At 59.4% G+C, this 19,058-nt stretch carries 17 protein-coding genes and 1 riboswitch; of the genes, 9 read left to right on the forward strand and 8 right to left on the reverse strand.

Features of this window, described 5'->3' with window-relative positions; genetic code table 11:
• Positions 1-5: 5 nt before the first annotated feature.
• Positions 6-1,208 (forward strand): CaiB/BaiF CoA-transferase family protein, encoded by a 1,203-nt coding sequence (locus tag JTP94_RS24355; RefSeq protein WP_204852977.1) that lies wholly within the window; start codon positions 6-8, stop codon positions 1,206-1,208.
• Positions 1,205-2,863: a thiamine pyrophosphate-binding protein gene (locus JTP94_RS24360; protein WP_204852978.1), complete on the forward strand. Its 1,659-nt coding sequence runs from the start codon at positions 1,205-1,207 to the stop codon at positions 2,861-2,863. Before JTP94_RS24355 ends, JTP94_RS24360 begins: the two co-directional genes overlap by 4 nt.
• Before the next feature lie 39 nt (positions 2,864-2,902).
• On the opposite strand, the gene JTP94_RS24365 is transcribed toward JTP94_RS24360, so the two are convergent.
• The 3 genes from JTP94_RS24365 to JTP94_RS24375 form a co-directional block, all read right to left on the reverse strand.
• Positions 2,903-3,244: a RidA family protein gene (locus JTP94_RS24365; RefSeq protein ID WP_204852979.1), complete on the reverse strand. Its 342-nt coding sequence runs from the start codon at positions 3,242-3,244 to the stop codon at positions 2,903-2,905.
• An 89-nt stretch (positions 3,245-3,333) separates the two neighbouring features.
• Positions 3,334-3,672: a TIGR01244 family sulfur transferase gene (locus JTP94_RS24370; protein WP_037202781.1), complete on the reverse strand. Its 339-nt coding sequence runs from the start codon at positions 3,670-3,672 to the stop codon at positions 3,334-3,336.
• Positions 3,673-3,745: 73 nt separating this feature from the next.
• On the reverse strand, positions 3,746-4,585 hold the full coding sequence (locus tag JTP94_RS24375) for a DUF4432 family protein (RefSeq protein ID WP_204852980.1): 840 nt from the start codon (positions 4,583-4,585) through the stop codon (positions 3,746-3,748).
• Positions 4,586-4,836: 251 nt separating this feature from the next.
• Here JTP94_RS24375 and JTP94_RS24380 point away from each other — a divergent pair, with 251 nt between their 5' ends.
• The gene (locus JTP94_RS24380) at positions 4,837-6,276 is read left to right on the forward strand and encodes a L,D-transpeptidase (RefSeq protein ID WP_246755285.1); all 1,440 of its coding nucleotides are present in this window, start codon (positions 4,837-4,839) and stop codon (positions 6,274-6,276) included.
• A 103-nt stretch (positions 6,277-6,379) separates the two neighbouring features.
• On the opposite strand, the gene JTP94_RS24385 is transcribed toward JTP94_RS24380, so the two are convergent.
• The 5 genes from JTP94_RS24385 to JTP94_RS24405 form a co-directional block, all read right to left on the reverse strand.
• Positions 6,380-7,528, reverse strand: a complete 1,149-nt coding sequence (locus JTP94_RS24385) for an iron-containing alcohol dehydrogenase (protein ID WP_204852982.1) — start codon at positions 7,526-7,528, stop codon at positions 6,380-6,382.
• Complete coding sequence (locus JTP94_RS24390; protein ID WP_204852983.1) at positions 7,525-8,910, reverse strand: aldehyde dehydrogenase family protein; 1,386 nt, start codon at positions 8,908-8,910, stop codon at positions 7,525-7,527. Before JTP94_RS24390 ends, JTP94_RS24385 begins: the two co-directional genes overlap by 4 nt.
• Before the next feature lie 162 nt (positions 8,911-9,072).
• On the reverse strand, positions 9,073-10,443 hold the full coding sequence (locus JTP94_RS24395; protein WP_204852984.1) for a glutamine synthetase family protein: 1,371 nt from the start codon (positions 10,441-10,443) through the stop codon (positions 9,073-9,075).
• A 127-nt stretch (positions 10,444-10,570) separates the two neighbouring features.
• Positions 10,571-12,142 carry an amino acid permease gene (locus JTP94_RS24400; RefSeq protein WP_204852985.1) on the reverse strand — a complete coding sequence of 524 codons (1,572 nt, stop codon included), beginning with the start codon at positions 12,140-12,142 and terminating at the stop codon, positions 10,571-10,573.
• 128 nt (positions 12,143-12,270) lie between these two features.
• Positions 12,271-13,038: an N-formylglutamate amidohydrolase gene (locus tag JTP94_RS24405; protein ID WP_204852986.1), complete on the reverse strand. Its 768-nt coding sequence runs from the start codon at positions 13,036-13,038 to the stop codon at positions 12,271-12,273.
• 180 nt (positions 13,039-13,218) lie between these two features.
• On the opposite strand from JTP94_RS24405, the gene JTP94_RS24410 reads away from it, so the two are divergent.
• The 6 genes from JTP94_RS24410 to JTP94_RS24435 all read left to right on the forward strand — a co-directional run bounded on the left by JTP94_RS24410 (position 13,219) and on the right by JTP94_RS24435 (position 19,023).
• Positions 13,219-14,091 carry a MurR/RpiR family transcriptional regulator gene (locus JTP94_RS24410; protein ID WP_204852987.1) on the forward strand — a complete coding sequence of 291 codons (873 nt, stop codon included), beginning with the start codon at positions 13,219-13,221 and terminating at the stop codon, positions 14,089-14,091.
• A gap of 187 nt (positions 14,092-14,278) precedes the next feature.
• Positions 14,279-15,382: an ABC transporter substrate-binding protein gene (locus JTP94_RS24415; RefSeq protein WP_204852988.1), complete on the forward strand. Its 1,104-nt coding sequence runs from the start codon at positions 14,279-14,281 to the stop codon at positions 15,380-15,382.
• A gap of 72 nt (positions 15,383-15,454) precedes the next feature.
• Positions 15,455-16,348 carry an ABC transporter permease subunit gene (locus tag JTP94_RS24420; RefSeq protein ID WP_204852989.1) on the forward strand — a complete coding sequence of 298 codons (894 nt, stop codon included), beginning with the start codon at positions 15,455-15,457 and terminating at the stop codon, positions 16,346-16,348.
• Complete coding sequence (locus tag JTP94_RS24425) at positions 16,345-17,133, forward strand: iron ABC transporter permease (protein ID WP_204852990.1); 789 nt, start codon at positions 16,345-16,347, stop codon at positions 17,131-17,133. The genes JTP94_RS24420 and JTP94_RS24425 overlap by 4 nt, the downstream gene beginning before the upstream one ends.
• A gap of 11 nt (positions 17,134-17,144) precedes the next feature.
• Positions 17,145-18,206, forward strand: coding sequence for an ABC transporter ATP-binding protein (locus JTP94_RS24430; RefSeq protein WP_204852991.1), 1,062 nt, complete (start codon positions 17,145-17,147; stop codon positions 18,204-18,206).
• Positions 18,207-18,311: 105 nt separating this feature from the next.
• A riboswitch (FMN riboswitch) is annotated at positions 18,312-18,457 on the forward strand.
• 89 nt (positions 18,458-18,546) lie between these two features.
• The gene (locus JTP94_RS24435; protein WP_034504203.1) at positions 18,547-19,023 is read left to right on the forward strand and encodes a 6,7-dimethyl-8-ribityllumazine synthase; all 477 of its coding nucleotides are present in this window, start codon (positions 18,547-18,549) and stop codon (positions 19,021-19,023) included.
• The last annotated feature ends 35 nt before the right edge of the window (positions 19,024-19,058 follow it).

Here is a 19,058-nt window from a genome sequence, read left to right on the forward strand (position 1 = left end):
TCGACATGACAGACCAGAAAACCAAGAAACCTCCGCTGTCCGGTATTCGTGTGATCGAGCTTGCTCGTGTGCTTGCCGGCCCCTGGGCAGGGCAGATGCTCGCTGATCTCGGCGCCGACGTCATCAAGGTGGAAAATCCCGACGGCGGCGACGACACGCGCCAATGGGGCCCGCCCTTCGTCGAGGGCAAGGATGGCGAAAATCTCTCGGCCGCCTATTATCATTCGGCCAATCGCGGCAAGCGCTCCATCGTCGCCGACCTCAAGAACGAAGAAGGTCAAGAGCTCGTGCGCCGGCTGGTGAAGACGGCCGACGTCGTCATCGAGAATTTCAAGCTCGGCGGCCTGGTCAAATACGGCCTGGACTATGAGAGCCTGAAAAGCATCAATCCGAGAATCGTCTATTGCTCTATCACGGGCTTCGGACAGACAGGGCCTTATGCCGGCCTTGCAGGCTATGACTACATCGTACAGGGCATATCCGGCTTCATGTCGATCACCGGCGAGCCCGACGGCCAACCTGTGAAAGCAGGCGTTGCGATCGCCGATATCTTCACCGGGATCTACGCGGTCTCGGCGATCGAGGCAGCACTGATCCATGCGCTCAAGACCGGTGAAGGCCAGCTCGTCGACATGGCGCTGCTCGACGTGCAGTCCGCCGTGCTCGCCAATCAGAACATGAACTATCTGATATCGGGCAAACCGCCCGTGCGCCTCGGCAATGCCCATCCCAATATCTCGCCCTATGAGGTCGTTCCCACCGCCGACGGCTACCTTATCCTTGCCGTGGGCAATGATGGGCAATTCCGCCGCCTATGCGCAATTCTCGGCATCGATGAGCACGCCGACGACGAGCGCTATGCGACCAACAAGGCCCGCGTCACCCACCGCAACGAGGTCCGGGCATTTATATCGGCAAGGACGCTGACCTGGAACAAGGCGGATCTGCTGAAGGCCTGCGAGGACAACGCCGTGCCGGCCGGCGCCATCAACACGATCGAGGATATGTTCGCCGATCCGCAGATCAAGGCGCGTGGCTTGCGGATCGATCTCGAGGACAGCGTCGGCACGATGATCCCAAGCGTGCGGACGCCGATCGTCCTTTCGGAGACGCCCTTGACCTACACGCGGCCGAGCCCGCGCCTCGGCGAACATCAGGAGGAGGTTCTGGCCGAATTGGCCGAACTGGAGGGAAAGGCGAAGATATGAAGCGAACGGGCGGCCAACTCATCGTCGAAGCTTTGAAGGCCAATGGCGTAGAGCGTATTTCCTGCGTGCCGGGCGAGAGCTTTCTTGCCGTGCTCGATGCGCTGCATGACAGCGACATCAAGGTGCTCGTCTGCCGTCAGGAGGGTGGAGCTGCGATGATGGCGGATGCCTGGGGCCGGCTGACGGGAGAGCCGGGCATCTGCATGGTCACCCGCGGACCTGGCGCGACCAATGCCTCCGCCGGCCTGCATATCGCCCGGCAGGATTCTATCCCGATGATCCTCTTCATCGGCCAGGTTCAGCGCGATGCCCGCGAGCGCGAGGCCTTCCAGGAAGTGGAATTCCGCCGCGCCTTCACCGAATTCGCGAAATGGGTCGGAGAAATCGACGACGCTGCCCGCATCCCGGAATTCGTCACACGCGCCTTCGCAGTCGCGACTTCGGGTCGTCCCGGCCCCGTCGTGCTGACCCTGCCCGAGGACATGCTGTGCGACGAGGTCGAAGCACCGGAAGCCAAGCCATATACGTCTGTCGCCGCACATCCCGGCCGTTGCCAACTCGCTGACCTCCACCGGCGCCTCATGGTTGCAGAGCGCCCGATGGTCATTCTCGGCGGCACACGTTGGAACGAGGAGGCGGTTGCCGGCATCCGGCAATTCGCGGAGCGTTTCAGCTTGCCGGTCGGCTGCTCCTTCCGTCGCCAGATGCTTTTCGACCATCTGCATCCGAGCTACGCCGGCGATGTCGGGATCGGTATCAATCCGGCTCTGGCGAAAGAGATCAAGGAGGCGGATCTGCTCATCCTTCTGGGCGGGCGCCTCTCCGAAATGCCGTCCTCTGGCTACACGCTGGTCGATATCCCCTACCCGCGCCAACAGCTCGTTCATGTCTACCCCGACCCGTCTGAACTCGGGCGTGTCTATCGCCCGGATCTGGCGATCTGTGCCAGCCCCGCGGATTTCGTCGCCGCTCTCTCCGATCTGGACACACCGGGCGAAGCACCTTGGGGAGAACGCACCGAGCGCATGCATGCCGCCTATCTGACCTGGTCGAAAACGCCGGAGAGAAGCCCCGGTGCGGTTCACATGGGCCGCATCATGGATTGGATAGAAACCAACACTGCATGCGACGCGATCTTCACCAACGGCGCCGGCAATTATGCGACCTGGCTGCATCGCTTCCATCGCTTCCGCCGCTTCAACACCCAGGCAGCCCCCGCCTCGGGATCAATGGGTTACGGCTTGCCGGCAGCGGTCGCCGCCAAGCAGCTGTTTCCGGAGCGCGAGGTGATCTGCTTCGCCGGCGACGGCTGCTTCATGATGCATGGCCAGGAATTCGCGACTGCCGTCCAATATGATTTGCCGCTGATCGCGCTGGTCATCAACAACGGCATGTATGGCACCATCCGCATGCATCAGGAGCGGGAATATCCCGGTCGCGTCAGCGCCACGGCGCTCAGGAACCCGGATTTCGCCGCCCTCGCCCGCGCCTATGGCGGCCATGGCGAGACGGTGAAGGCAACGGAAGAGTTCGGCCCGGCATTCGAGCGGGCCCGCGCCAGCGGCAAACCGGCGATCATCGAGATTGTGCTCGATCCGGAAGCGATCACGCCCTCGCGCACCCTGACCGAAATCGCCCAAACGAAAGGCCGGTGAGCGCGAGCCCACCGGCCTTCCAAAACACGCTGGGTTGACTTAGAGCGCGGCCGTCACGATGAATTCGACCTTGTACTTCGGCGCCGCGAGCTTGGCTTCGCTGGTCGCACGAGCCGGCGTGTTGGCCGGATCGACCCAGGCTTCCCAGGCTGCATTCATTTCTGCGAAGTAGGAGATGTCGGAGAGATAGATGAGCGTCTGCAGGACCTTCGACTTGTTGGAGCCGGCTGCTGCGAGCAGACGGTCAACTTCGGCCAGCGCCGACTTGCACTGATCGGTGACGCTTTCGCCTTCGCCAACCTGGCCGGCGAGATAGACGGTGTTGCCGTGGATGACAGCGCCGCTCATGCGGGCGCCAACGTCGATACGCTTGATGCTCATGGTTTTCTCCTGATGTTGTTCTTCGATAGGTAAGGGAAAGGCATGGCCGGTGGCCTGCCCTTCAATCTCGAGATTGGGAATGCGCCTGTTCAGCCGCGAATATGATGCGTCTTCTGATAGATCGCCGTCGAGCGTGCGCCGGAGCGGCAATAGCCGAGCATCGGCCGCGGAAACTCGTCCAGCGCATCGACCATACCCTGCACAGCCTCTTCCGTGACGCCCATGGGACCGACAGGCACATGGGTTATCTCGAGGCCAAGTTCCTTGGCGCGAGCTTCAATGGCTGAGAACGGCGTCTGGTCCGGGCTTTCATCGTCCGGGCGATGGCAGACGATCGACTTGAAACCCATGGCCTTGATCTGGTCGAGATCCTCTACGGTGATCTGGCCGGACACCGAGTATTCATCATCGATCGGGCGGATATCCATGGTTCATGTCCTCTCTAAAACCGAGGGCCTTGATCTACGCCGCCCCACGGCGAGCGTCAACCGCTCGACACCCTCAAACAAAGGCAAAGTTGAGCATGAAATTGCGGGCTTCGCCGGGCTCAAGAATATTGAATTCACCCGCCTCTTCCAGCTCCGCGCGCGAGACCCAGCGATGCGAAACCGGCTCAATGCCGAGAACATGCGCCGGCGCACGCTGATTGCGCCAAACTTGCAGGAAAGGCAGTGTATCCGTGCCGAACCGAACCCTCAAGGTCTTGCCGCCGATCGCCGCAATCGGACCCAGGCTGATCTCCGCCCAGTTCTCGCCTTTCTCCAGCGCCGGCACACAGAAAATGTCGCCGGGTTCCTCGCCGAAGGCCCAAGGAAAGCCACCATTCTCCAGCATCTGGCCCGACAGGCGCGTACCGCTATCGAACCATTTGCCGCCGATGTTCATATGATACATGAGGAAGACCGGCATCGCCTCGGTACTCGTATTGACGAGACGATCGGCAAGCGAAACCTCGCCGGTGGCACCGTCGATCCGCCAATGACGTTCCAGCCTTGCCGTGCGGCCTTCGGCGGTGACGACATCGATATCCGCGCGGCATTCGGCATTGCCGTTCTCGAATTTGGTCGAGAGAATCCTGGCCGGATGAGAAGAGAGCGAACCATGCAGCGGATAACGCCTTCCTTCGAAACTATCAGGCATCGGCTCAGGATGGCGAATGTGATCCGGCCCGCAGGTGAAGAGGAAGCCCTCCAGGGAATGATCGATGCGCGGATCGCCGTCATCGGGAATGGCGCGTCCGGGCGCAAGATTGCTCCCCTCCACGATGCAGGCGCCAATATCCAGCACGGAGCTTTCGTCGAGCGTCAGTTTTGGCCCTTTGGCCGCGGAAAAATCCATCATTTTCTAAAATCCTCCCTGATCACCGCTCCCGCAAGCATCGTCCCATGATGGAGCGCGGCGAGAATAAACGGTGATTTGTCTTACCGAATATTAACCTGAAGCCTTGATCACGTAATTTTTTATATTTTATTCAGCATGATAAACTAAATCTCCATACTGGCGTCAAAATTGCCATGTGTGTGTCAGCCGAACTACCATCCGAGGATTCGACAGACGTGAACGGGTTCGTGAAATTCAACCTTTGCCTGGCAATGACTGCCACCGTGTCCATGCTTGCGCTCACCGACGCGCAGGCACAATACTATCGCAGCGGAAACAACAATACCGTTCTCGTGACCCCGGATGGCCGGATTCTGGATCAGTACCCAGATCAAGGCGCGGGCGGGTACGTCATGGCGCGCGACGGACGCGGCCGGCGGGTTCTCATAGACAGCTATGGCAACGTGGTTGCCACGGAGATGCGGGCCAGCACCTATTATCCGCGCGCACCGGCTCGTGACGCCTATGGCGATAACGGATATGGCGCCGGCAACCGCTACGGCGACACGCAACTTTCCTCCAACGGTGATGGCTATCGCGACTATCGTCAATATCGCAGCGATGGCTACGGAAATTACGATGGTTCTGATCAGCAGGACCGCAACGTCGTTACCGGCGGCATTCCGCGCGACGGCGACGTCCAGCGCGCGCCGCTCGACAACCAACCGGTGCCGGGCACTAAGGCGCAGACCGGGCAAGGTCAGACCAACCCGAGCGACAACGACTATGCATCGATAGACCCGCAGCAGGGGACACCGGATATCGTCCGCAAGCCTCCGGCCGATCCGGTCATTACCCTCAAGGGCAAGTCGAAGGTGGAGATCACCGCGCTTGAGGTCTTCCTTTCTCGCCAAGGCATCTCGCCGGGCGCGATCGATGGCCGCATGGGCGGGAACGTCACAAAGGCTGTTTATGCCTATCAGCAGATGACCGGGCAAACGCTCGATCCGAACAACACCGACGCGATCCTCGAGCAGTTGCGCATGTCCGGCGGTATGCCGATCATCAACTACACGATCACGGCCGCCGATGCCGCCGGCCCCTATGTTGCATCGATCCCCGAGGATTACGCAGCCAAGGCCCAGATGCCTTCGCTCGGCTATACGTCGACGACAGAAATGCTGGCAGAACGCTTCCATATGGATGAAGGCTATCTGAAAGAACTCAATCCCGGCGTCGACTTCACCGTGCCGGGCAACACGATTAAAGTGGTCAACACCGGTCCGGCCAAGACTGGTACGGTTGCAAAGATCCTGGCAGACAAGGGCCGCAAGCAGGTTTTCGCCTATGACGCCAACGGCACGCTGATTGCGGCCTATCCGGCCAGCATCGGCTCGACCGACACACCGTCGCCTTCGGGCACGGTCACGGTCGAGCGCGTCGCCTTCAACCCGGGCTACACGTATAATCCGAAGATCAATTTCAAGCAGGGCGCCAACGACAAGATCCTCGACATTCCGCCCGGCCCGAACGGTCCTGTCGGCGTTGTCTGGATGGCATTGTCGAAGCCGACCTACGGCATCCACGGCACGCCGGATCCCTCGAGAATCGGCAAGTCGCAGAGCCATGGCTGCGTGCGCCTCACCAACTGGGACGCAACCGAGCTCGCCAAGATGGTCAAGCCCGGCGTGGTTGTCGAATTCGTCGATTGATTGCTGATGACACTAACGAAAAAGCCGCCGGTGACATTCCGGCGGCTTTTTTTATTTCGATAACCGATGCGCCGCAATGCAAGCGCAACGCGTCGATGGTGTTCTAGAAGCAATCGCGGAAAAGTGCCTTGGTGTTTTCCAGCGTCATCGGCACCGGGTTGCCGCCGGCGCTTGGATCTTCGATTGCCATCGCCGAGAGTTCGTCGATCCGATCCGGCGCGATGCCCATGGCCGAAAGGCTTTCGGGGACGCCAAGTTCGGCCCGCAATTGCAGCACGTAGTCGTAGAAGCCATCAAAACCACCGGAAATACCGAGGTAGGCTGCGGCACGCGCAATCTTGTCCTCAATGGTTTTCCGGTTGAAGCGCAGGACCGCCGGCATCACGACGGCATTGGTCATGCCGTGATGCGTGTTGTAGACGGCGCCGATCGGATGCGACAGCGCATGAATGGCGCCGAGCCCCTTCTGGAAAGCGACGGCCCCCATGGCCGCAGCACTCATCATATTGGCGCGGGCTTCGAGGTCTGTTCCTTCCTTATAGGCGCGCGGCAGGAATTCCTTGACCAGCCGCATGCCTTCCAGCGCGATGCCGGCCGACATCGGGTGATAGAAGGGCGACGAATAAGCTTCCAGGCAATGAGCAAACGCATCCATGCCGGTGCCGGCGGTGATGACCTTCGGCATGCCTACAGTCAATTCCGGATCGGCGATGACAACGCCTGGCAGGAACTTCGGATGGAAGATGATCTTCTTCACATGCGTCGCGGAGTTGGTGATGACGCTGGCGCGGCCGACTTCCGAACCCGTGCCTGCCGTGGTTGGCACAGCGACTATCGGAGCAATGCCCTCGAGGCTGGCGCGGGTCCACCAGTCGCCGATATCTTCGAAATCCCAGACCGGCCGCGTCTGACCAGCCATGAAGGCGACGCACTTGCCGAGGTCGAGACCGGAGCCGCCGCCGAAGGCGACGACGCCGTCATGACCGCCATCCTTGAATGCCTTCACGCCGGCTTCGAGATTCTTCTCGTTCGGGTTCGGATCGACATCGGCGAAAATGGCGCGTCCGAGACCCGCATCTTCCAGTATGTCCAGCGCCGTCTTGGTGATAGCCATGGAAGCAAGTCCCCGATCGGTGACCAGGAGCGGCTTCTTCATGCCCAGGCTCTTGCAGGCGTCCGCCAGTTCCTTGATCCGGCCGCGGCCGAGCTTGAAGGCGTTCGGATAGCTCCAATTGGCTGAGATAGTGCTCATGCTGTTACTTTCTTCAGGTGATAGGATTTTGGACGCGTCAAATTGTGGAAGCCGATAATCGAAAGCGAACCGCCACGGCCGGTTTCCTTGACGCCAGTCCAGCAAAGTGCCGGATCGAGATAGTCGGCGCGATTCATGAAGACGGTGCCGGTCTCGATATCGCGGCCGATGCGCGATGCGCGCTCGACATCCTTGGTCCAGAGCGAGGCGGTCAGGCCGTAGGGGCTGTCGTTCATCAGCTCCAGGGCTTCGGCATCGCTTTTCACCTTCATGATGCCCACGGCCGGGCCGAAGGTTTCTTCACGCATGAAGGCCATCGAATGATCGACGTTGACGAGGATCTGCGGCGCGAGATAGGCGCCGCCGTCATCGGCCGGGAACAGCTTGGGATCGACCAGTGGCTTGGCGCCATTGGCGACCGCATCGGCGATCTGCTCGCGTACCACCTTAGCGAAGCGCTTGTGCGCCATCGGCCCGAGCGAGGTTTCCGGATCGAGGGGGTTGCCAAGCTTGTAGTTCGACACCCAGGCAACCGACTTTTCGACAAAGGCATCGTAGAGCGATTCATGCACATAGATGCGCTCGATACCGCAGCAGCACTGACCGGAATTGTAGGTGGCGCCGTCCATCAGCGTATCCACGGCGGCGTCGAGATCGGCGTCCTCCATGACGTAGCCCGGATCCTTGCCGCCGAGCTCAAGCCCGAGGCTGGTAAAGGTGCCGGCCGCGGCGCGCTCGATGGAGCGTCCACCTTCGACGGAGCCGGTGAAGTTGACGAAATTAAAGCTGCCGGCGGCAATCAGCGCCGACGTTGTTTCATGGTCGAGGAAAACGTTCTGGAAAACATCGGCAGGAACGCCAACCTCGACGAAGGCCTGAACCAACCGCTCGCCGACCAGAAGCGTCTGGCTGGCATGCTTCAGAATGACGGTATTGCCAGCCATCAGCGCCGGCGCGATCGTGTTGATCGCCGTCATATAAGGGTAGTTCCAGGGCGCGATGACGAAGACGACGCCGTGCGGCTCGCGCTCGATGCGCCGCGCGAAATTCGCGCTGTCCTCGACCACCAGCGGCGCAAGCGCATCGGCGGCGATCGACGCAACATAGTTGGAGCGCTCGTTGAAACCGCGATATTCGCCACCATACTTGATCGGGCGGCCCATCTGCCAGGCAAGCTCCGGCACGACCACATCGGCCATCTCATTGAGCCGGGCAGCACCCTTCAGCACGAGCTGGACACGATCCTCCAGCGGGCGGCGGGCCCAATCCTTCTGCGCCTTGCGGGCGCGGGCCACTACTTCCTTGGCAGCATCCAGCGACAAGGCTGGACGCTCGGCATAAACCTCTCCGTTCACCGGGGAGACGCATGTGATCATGCTCATGATCGAATTCCTGTTTTCATCGTCAACAATTTGATTGCCGGATGTTCCGCAACTTGCCTCCCGCGCCATCGCTCAAAGGCGAAGCGGCGGGTGCGCAGATCATCCTAGCGCCCCTGCCCGACTATAAAATGAAAATCGGGTCGGAGTCAGATCGAAAGAGCCTTACGCCCTTTCGAATCCGCGCGCCACTTCCCAATCCGTGATGCGACGATCGTACTCCTCCTGCTCCCATTCGGCAGCGCGGGTGTAGTGATCGATCACGTCATCACCGAAGGCGGCGCGCAACATCTTCGAACTCGTCAGCGCCACGGCAGCATCGCGCAACGTACGCGGAATTTCACGAACCTCGCGGGCGCCATAGGCGTCTCCCACGAAAGGCGCTTCCAGTTCCAGCTTGTTCTCGATGCCGTCGATGCCTGCAGCAATGAGCGCCGCAAAGGCGAGATAGGGATTGAGGTCAGAGCCGCCGACGCGGCATTCGATGCGGATGCCCTTGGTCTCGGCGCCGCACAGGCGATAACCGGCCGTGCGGTTGTCGGTGCTCCAGATCGCCTTGGTCGGCGCGAAGGTGCCGGCAACGAAGCGCTTATAGGAATTGATATAGGGCGCGAGGAAATAGGTGATCTCGCTGGCATGGCTCAAAAGACCGGCGACATAGTGCTTCATCAACGGCGTCATGCCGTGCTCTTCGCCCTTGTCGAAGAATAGGGGCGTCTTGCCATCGGCGCTCCACAGCGACTGATGGATATGCGACGAGCTGCCGGCAGCGTTGTAGTTCCATTTCGCCAGGAAGGTGATGGCCTTGCCCTTCGCCCAGGCGATCTCCTTGCAGCCGTTCTTGATGATCGCATGGCGGTCGGCCATGGTCAGCGCGTCGGCGTAACGCACGTTGATTTCCTCTTGCCCTGCCGAGGCCTCACCCTTGGAATTTTCCACGGGGATTTCCGCGCCCTGCAGGCCCTTACGGATCGCCCGCATCACATCCTCTTCCTTGGTAGTCTGGAAGATGTGGTAGTCCTCATTGTAGCCGCTGACGAGATTGAGGTTCCGATAACCGGACTCGCGGGCACTGTCGTAAGTTTGGTCGAACAGGAAGAATTCAAGTTCCGAGGCCATGTAGGCCTTCATGCCCATCGCCTCGAGGCGCTTGATCTGCTTCTTGAGGATCGCACGCGGCGAATGCGCCACCTCCTCGTGAGTGTGATGGTCGAGCACGTCGCAGAGCACCAGCGCCGTGCCTTCTAGCCAGGGAATGCGGCGCAACGTCGCCATATCGGGCTTCATCGTATAGTCGCCATAGCCCTTTTCCCAGCTCGTCGACTTGTAGCCGGAGACGGTTTCCATCTCGATATCGGTCGCCTGCAGATAGTTGCAGCTATGCGTTTCCTTCCAGGCGCTTTCGACGAAGAACTCGGCCTGGAAGCGCTTCCCCATCAGGCGGCCCTGCATGTCCACCTGGCATGCCAGAACCGTGTCGATGCGCCCTTCGGCCACATCCTTTTTGAGGTCGTCGAACGTATAGCTAGTGCTCATGATTGATCCGCCTGAAAGATAGAAGAGAGATCGGCCGGCCGCGCTGTGAAGCGTATTACCCCGGAGCCGTTCGTCAAATTGGATGGGGCCGCGACAGCGGCCCCGCCGGATTAATGATGGATGAGGATCATACCTCGCCGACGGCCCGTTCGGCAGCCGCGATATCGCCTTGACGCTTGGCGATCATGTCACCGATCGGCGGCCCCTGGAAGCGACGCTTCTCGAAGGCGAACCAAACGATAGCGGTCAAGACCAGGAAGCCGATGGTGATATAAAGCGCCCATTCGTTCGGCGGCTGCACACCGATGATGAAGATGATCGCCATGGCAAGGATCACAAGAACCGAGACCACCCTATAAAGGCCGATCCCCATGTTCCACGGCCCCATTTTCGGCCATTTCGCAGTTCCGATCGCCTTGATGCCGAGTACGATCGGCACGGCGAAGGAGAGGAAAAGGAAGATGACCGTGCACGACACGACGATGGTGTAGGCCGAAGAGCCAGCGATTGTGACGAGCGAAGCACCCCAGACGAACAGCACGGAAAGAACCGCGGCCGTCCAGATGGCGACGGAAGGTGTCCTAAACTTCGGGCTGACGCTGGCGAGCGCTTTCGAGAATGGCAGGCCGCCGTCACGCGAGAAGGCATAGATCATACGCGATGCCGATGTCACCGTCGCAAGGCCGCACAAGAGCTGCGAGATGAAAATCGCAACATAGAGGATGTTGGCGACGACAGGATTGGTAATGCTGTTGATCGTCCAGAAGAAAACGTTCCAGCCCTGCTTCGACGCCTCGTTCATGTCCGGGATCGCCAGGAGGAAGGCAAGCAGCATGATATAGCCGAAGAAGGACGACCACCAGACGGAGGAGACCATGCCGCGTGGCACGGAACTGGACGCCTTGACGGTCTCTTCGGACGTATGCGCCGAGGCGTCATAACCGGTGATCGTGTAGATCGGCAGCAGCAGACCAAGCGCGAAGATGTACCAGACATTGTCGGTCTTCGGCCAAACCGAGGCGTCACCTTCCGGCGTGCCAGAGTAGTTGGTGAAGGTCCAGATGCGGCTGATGTCCCAGCTCTTCACCCCGATGAGGCAAACGATGGTCAGCGCAATCGCGGCGGCGAAGATCAGGTAGCCGGACATATCCGTCAGTTTCGCCGTGAGCTTGATGCCGAAGTGATTGATCAACGCCTGCAGGCCGGTGATGACGGCGACGAAAATGATCTGATTGGCAAACCCCGCCGAAGTCGTGGTATCGACGGAAATGCCGAACCATCCGGCGATGGAGCCGCTGAAGAAGCCCCAGGTGCCGACGTTGATTGCGCCAAGCACGGTGATCAGGCCGAGAAGATTGAGCCACGCCGTCAGCCAGCCGGTGAACCGGTTGCCGAGGATCGAGCCCCAGTGATAAAGCCCGCCGGCCGTGGGATAGGCCGAGGAAATCTGCGCCATCGAGAGCGCGAAAACGCCAGAAATCAAGCAGCCAAGTGGCCAACCGATACCGATCGCGGCACCGCCCGCGCCCGATGTCGCCTGTGCGAGCGAGTTGATGCCGCCGGACAGAATGCAGATAATGGAGAAGGAAATGGCGAAATTGGAGAACGAACTCATGCGCCGTTCCAACTCCTGGGCGTAGCCCATGGAGTGCAGGATATGAACATCCTGCTTCTTGTCTAACTCTGTGTAATCAGGCATGTCATTCCCCCTAAAGCCAAGTCATCCGCGGGATTGCGGAGAACCATGTGTCACATGAGCCGCCGGCCTTTTGCCGTGCGGCTCGATCGCAGTTGAACTGCTCCCCGGGGTCTTTTTTCTCTCTGTAGTCAGGCTTCCAGGCTGTTCTGGATGAGCCCGGTCAGATAGTCGGCCATGACCCCTTGGCCGACGTCGTCTCCGATGAGGTCGTTGCGGACCTCGATCATTACATTATGTAAGCCGTTGGCGATCCCATGCAGTTTCAGCGTATGGGTGACGCCATCTTCCGGACCGTAAGGCTGGTTGCGCTCCGTCTGAAAGAGCGGCGCCTGAGCCGCCGCATCCAGCATGCGATCCGCCAGCCAACTGTCTTCGTCATGCAGGATGCCAAGCTCAACCGCCCTCTGCCGCCCATTATAGACCGGCGTAAAGCTGTGGATCGTCACGATCACGTTTTCTTGTCCGCGTGCCGCCCTCTTCTTGAGCATCGAGCGAATTCGATCGTGAAACGGTATATAGAGACCTTCCGTACGCGCCTGGCGATCCATCTCATCGAGATGTTGATTGCCGGGAATAGTATAGATTTCGCTGGTTTCCGGCATGGCACCAGCGCTTTCCGGCGGGCGGTTGCAGTCGTAGATCAGCCGTGAGAAGCGTTGATAGACCAAGGTCGCATCGAGGCTCGCGGACATCTTTCTTGCAACCGCGAGTGCGCCCGGATCCCAGGCGATGTGGCTGGAAAGCGCCTCGATGGAAAGCCCGAGATCGCCGAACCTCTCGGGCAAGGCGCGCGAGGCATGTTCGCAAATGATGAACACCGGGCTGCTTCCATCCGGTCTTTCGACCGCAACACAATCGCCGTCCGCTTTCGTCAAAATGCCTTGCTGCGCGAGCATTGGGGGGCCTCATCGCCGCGTAATAAAATCTTTATAAAGAAAAGAATTCTTCAGCTTTTGACGGCTGTCAACTGGAAACTGAAATTATTTCTTCATTTGTGACATTGACTCGAAATGTGACAGCGTTGTTATATCCTTGCAGGAGATCGGCATAAGACCGTCCCGGGGAGCAAAAATCGAGTGAGCAATGCGTCGAAGACAGTTTCTGACGTGATCAATGCCCGTTTCGACACGCTGACGCGTGCCGAAAAGCAACTTGCCACGAGCCTGCTCGACAACTATCCCGTTTCGGGGCTGGGCAGCATCACGACAGTCGCCGAAAATGCGCGTGTCTCGACGCCAACCGTCGCACGCATGGTGCAAAAACTCGGCTACAAGGGCTATCCCGACTTTCAGTCTCATCTCCACCAGGAGGTCGAGGCAACCATCTCCAACCCGCTGACAAAGCATGATCGCTGGGCATCCAATGCGCCTGGCACGCATATTCTCAATCGTTTCGCCGATGCGATCATGAGCAATCTGCGCCAGACTTTGTCCGACATCGATGCCGCGACATTCGATAGCGTCGCCGCCCTGCTGTCTGAACGCAAACGCGGGCTCTATTTCGTCGGCGGCCGCATCACCGGCGCTCTTGCCGAATATCTCTTCACCCATATGCAGGTCATTCGCCCCAACACGACCTTGCTCTCGTCAAATTCCAGCGCCTGGCCGCAATATGTCCTGAACATGAATCCGGGCGATCTGCTCGTGATCTTCGACATCCGCCGCTACGAGCAGGAAATGGTCAATCTGGCAGCTGCCGCACGCCGCCGCGGCGCCGAGATCATCGTCTTTACCGACCAATGGGCGACACCGGCCGCCAAACACGCCAGACACACGTTTCGCGTGCAGATAGAAGCGCCGTCGGCCTGGGATTCTTCCGTGGTGACCCTCTTCATCGTCGAAGCTCTGATCGAGGCCGTGCAAAGTTCGACATGGGACGAGACGAGCGAGCGCATGAAAACGCTCGAGGGTCTTTTCGAAGAAACTAAACTGTTCCGCAAGCTAAGTTAGAGGGGAACGGAAGCAAAAAATTGCGTAGCGCGAGGCGGTTGGAAATGCAGCGACTGTCATACTTGACCGTTAAAAGCAAAACCCTTCGCGTTCTTAGCAAACACAACGCTTTGATGCCGTCACACAACCTTCATGTAACGTCATTAACAGCAACGCCAGACACTGATAACCCAAAGGAGGAAATGCAGTGATTTCGAATATTCATCGTCTTCTAACAATCTCCACCGCGATGCTCGTCGCGTCGACGGCTATCGCAGCCGCAGAACCGAGCGCCGATCTCATCGCTGCCGCCAAGAAGGAAGGCACGCTGACCACCATCGCCCTGCCCCACAACTGGTGCGGTTATGGCGACCTGATCGCTGCTTTCAAGGCAAAGTACGGCATCGAAGTCAACGAACTGAATCCGGATGCCGGTTCGGGCGATGAAGTCGAAGCAATCCGCGCCAACAAGGGCAACACCGGCCCGCAGGCTCCCGACGTGATCGACGTCGGTCTCTCCTTCGGCCCGACCGCCAAGAAGGAAGGCCTGCTGCAGTCCTACAAGGTTTCCACCTGGGATTCCATTCCGGACAGCGCCAAGGATGCCGAAGGCTTCTGGTACGGCGACTACTACGGCGTTCTCTCCTTCGTCACCAACAAGGACGTCGTGAAGAACCCGCCGAAGGATTGGGCCGACCTGCAGAAGTCGGAATATGCGAACACCGTTTCGCTCGCCGGCGACCCGCGCACCTCGAACCAGGCTGTCCAGGCCGTTTACGCAGCTGGCCTCGCCGCCGGCGAGAAGGATGCCACCAAGGCTGGTCAAGCCGGCCTGGATTACTTCGCCAAGCTCAACAAGGCTGGCAACTTCGTTCCGGTCATCGGCAAGTCCGCATCGCTGGCTCAGGGCGCAACCCCGATCGTCGTTGCATGGGACTATAACGGTCTTGCATGGCGCGACAGCCTGAACGGCAACCCGCCGGTCGACGTCACCGTTCCGGCTACGGGCGTCATCGCAGGCGTATACGTCCAGGCGATCTCGGCTTTCGCTCCGCATCCGAATGCTGCCAAGCTCTGGATGGAGTTCCTCTATTCCGACGAAGGCCAGATTGGCTGGCTGAAGGGCTATTGCCACCCGATCCGCTTCAATGATCTGGCGAAGAACAAGAAGGTTCCGCAGGAACTTCTCGACAAGCTGCCGCCGGCTGCCGCCTACGAAAAGGCTGTCTTCCCGACGCTCGAAGAGCAGGATGCCGGCAAGGCCGCCATCACCACCAAGTGGGATTCTGTCGTCGGTTCGAACGTACAGTAATCAGACAAGACATGACCTCCCCGCCTGGGCGGGGAGGTCTTCCGTATTCAAACGCTACGGATTGGCCCCCTCATGAGCACAGTGACAACATCAACGATCAGTTCCGCTCCCCTGATCAGCAAGCGCGCAGTCATCGATTGGCTGGGCATTGCGCCCTTCCTGATCTTCGCGCTGCTGTTTCTGATTTTCCCGACGATCTATCTGGTCGCCGGCGCCTTTCTGACACCCGATGGAAGCCTCACTCTCCAGAACATCGTCGGCCTGTTCACGCCGTCCATCATGAACTCCTACTGGATCAGCATCAAAGTGTCGGTTGTTTCCGCGCTCGGCGGCGCGCTGATCGGTTTCTATCTCGCCTGGGCGTTGGTCATGGGTGGCCTTCCGACCTGGGTCCGCCACGCATTTCTCACCTTTTCGGGCGTGGCTTCCAATTTCGCCGGTGTACCGCTGGCCTTTGCATTCATCGCCACGATCGGTCGTCTCGGCTTCATCACAGTGTTGATGGTGGAGTGGCTCGGCTTCAATTTGTACTCGACCGGCTTCAATCTCTACAGCTTCATTGGCCTCACCATCACATACATGTATTTCCAGATCCCGCTGATGGTGCTGATCATCACGCCAGCCCTTGATGGCATGAAGAAGGAATGGCGCGAAGCTGCCTCCATTCTCGGTGCCACCAACGGACAATATTGGCTGATGGTGGCGCTGCCCATCCTCTGGCCAAGTCTGCTCGGCACGACGCTGCTGTTGTTTGCCAACGCGTTCGGCGCCATCGCGACCGCAATTGCATTGACCGGCAGCTCGCTCAATATCGTGCCGATCCAGCTTTATGCGCAAATCCGCGGCGATGTGTTACACAATGCCAATCTCGGATATGCGATGGCACTCGGCATGATCGTCATCACCGGCATCTCGAACGTCATCTATATTTTTATGCGCATGCGCGCTGAACGGTGGCAAAAATGAAGCTGCAAAAGTTCTTTGCCTGGATCGCGGTCGCCATCGGCGCCTTCTATTTCATCGTACCGCTTATCGGCACGCTGGAGTTCTCGTTGCGCATGCGTCGCAACGCCTACAGTTTTGATGCCTACACTTCAGTCTTTTCCGATCCGCACTTCCTTTATGCCTTCGGCTATTCCATGCTGATGGCTGTGCTGACCATCATTTTCGGCATGCTGCTTGTGGTGCCGACGGCCTATTGGGTTCGCCTGCGCCTGCCGCAAATACGTCCACTCGTGGAATTCGTCACCTTGATGCCGCTGGTCATCCCGGCGATCGTCATCGTCTTCGGCTATCTGCGCCTCTATAACTCGTCGTCGATCCTGCCGATGACGGGCTATAATCAAACAACGAATATCCTACTCGTCTGTTCGTACATTGTGCTGTCCCTGCCCTACATGTACCGTTCGGTCGATACGGCAATGCGCACGATCGACATCGGCACTCTGACCGAAGCCGCCGAAAGCCTGGGCGCGAGCTGGACGACCATCATGTTCAAGTGCATCTTCCCGAATGTCATGAGCGGCGTGCTTTCCGGCGCTTTCATCACGCTTGCGATTGTCATGGGTGAATTCACCATGGCATCGCTGCTCAATCGTCCGGCATTCGGCCCCTACATGCAGCTCGTCGGCGCCAATCAGGCCTATCAGTCGTCGGCGCTGGCGATCATTGCACTCGCCGTGACCTGGCTCAGCATGGGCTTTCTCCAGCTGGTCTCCCGTTTCTCAAAATCCGCTCCGATTAAGGCGTAAGGCTCTCCACCATGGCTTTTCTCGAACTCACTCATCTCAAAAAATCCTTCGGCGAAATTCACGTCGTTCACGACTTCACCATGCACATCGAGAAGGGAGAATTCATCTCCTTCCTTGGACCGTCGGGCTGTGGCAAGACGACAGTCCTGCGCATGATCGCCGGTTTTGAAAGCCCGACCGCCGGCTCCTTGACGATCAACGGCAAGGACCAGCGCCCGCTGAAGCCAAACCAGCGCAATATCGGCATGGTGTTCCAGGCCTATGCGCTTTTCCCGAACATGACCGTGTATGACAACGTCGCCTTCGGCCTCAAAGTCGCCGGCATGGCCAAGCCTGAGATCGACAGCCGCGTCAAGGAAATGCTCGGCCTGATCAAGCTCGATCACCTTGCCGACCGCTACCCCTACCAGATGTCCGGCGGCCAGCAGCAACGCGTGGCGCTCGCCCGCGCTATCGCCGTCAAGCCGCAGGTCCTGCTGCTCGACGAACCGCTCTCAGCGCTCGACGCCAAGATTCGCGTATCGCTGCGCGAGGAAATCCGCGCCATCCAGCGGCAGCTCGGCATCACCACCGTCTTCGTAACGCATGATCAGGAAGAGGCCCTGTCGATCTCCGACCGCATCGTCGTCATGAATGCCGGCCGTGCCGACCAGATCGGCACGCCCTTCGAAATCTACAACACACCGGCCACCCGCTTCGTAGCCTCCTTCGTCGGCACGCTGAACCTGATCGAAGGCAAAGTCGTCGATCCGGACAGCAACCGCATCACGATCGGCGATCAGGGCGTGACGCTGAAGCAGTCGGTCACCGCTTACAAGCCGGGCGACACCGTATCGCTGGCGCTGCGTCCGGAAGCAGGCTCGTTGGCCGAGTCGGCCAAGGGCGACACCGCGCTGACCGGTGAGGTCTCCTCGGCGCACTTCCTCGGTTCGGTCATCCGCACGCGCATGAATGTCGGCGGCAACACGATTTCCTTCGATATGTTCAACAGCCCCGGCATGCTGCCCCCGAGCGTCGGCGAGAAAGTCACGTTGCGTTTCGCCTCTTCCGACTTGCTAGTCATTCAAGACTGAAAACATCCCTACGTAGCGGGGAAGTTTTGGAAAACTATTCGCCAACGCCGGGCCAAAAGCCCGGCGTTTTTCTTTGATTTCCTTGCTGGAATACATTTATAGTCCACGCGTTCTCAGGGCGGGGTGCAATTCCCCACCGGCGGTATGGGAGTTTCCCCGAGCCCGCGAGCGCCTTCCGGTTCCCCGGAAGGGTCAGCAGATCCGGTGCGATGCCGGAGCCGACGGTATAGTCCGGATGGAAGAGAGCAAGCAGGTCGCCCCCTCCTCGACGAGAGGAGTGTTGCGTGCATGCGTGTTCGCCCAAGGGATATTTGATACCAACCCTTGAAAGGCACAATTCATGACCATTTCTATCTCCTCCCAGCCGAGCCGCATCGCGATCATTCGGGCTCGCTGGCACGCCGATATCGTCGATCGCTCGGTTGATTCCTTCATTGCCGAATGGCAGACGACAGAAGGAGCATCGCCCATCGACATCTTCGACGTGCCGGGCGCGCTCGAAATTCCGCTTCATGCGCAGACGCTCGCCCGTAACGGCCGCTATTCCGCGATCATCGCCACTGCTTTCGTTGTCGACGGCGGCATTTATCGCCATGAATTCGTTGCCAATACCGTTCTCGATGCAATGATGCGTGTGCAGCTCGACACTGGCGTGCCGGTCCTCTCTGCAGTTCTGACGCCGCATCACTTCCAGGAATCGGAAGCCCATATCCAGTTCTTCAAGGAGCATTTCATCATTAAGGGCCGCGAAGTGGCGAGCGCCTGCCGACATATACTGACCGAGCGCGCCAAGCTGCTGCCGTCGGTAACGGTCTAAGCGGGAGCATCGTGGGGGCGCGGCGCAAGCCCGCC

Origin of the sequence: Martinezella lusitana, assembly GCF_016901135.1 — a bacterium.
Taxonomy (GTDB): Bacteria; Pseudomonadota; Alphaproteobacteria; order Rhizobiales; family Rhizobiaceae; genus Rhizobium; species Rhizobium lusitanum_D.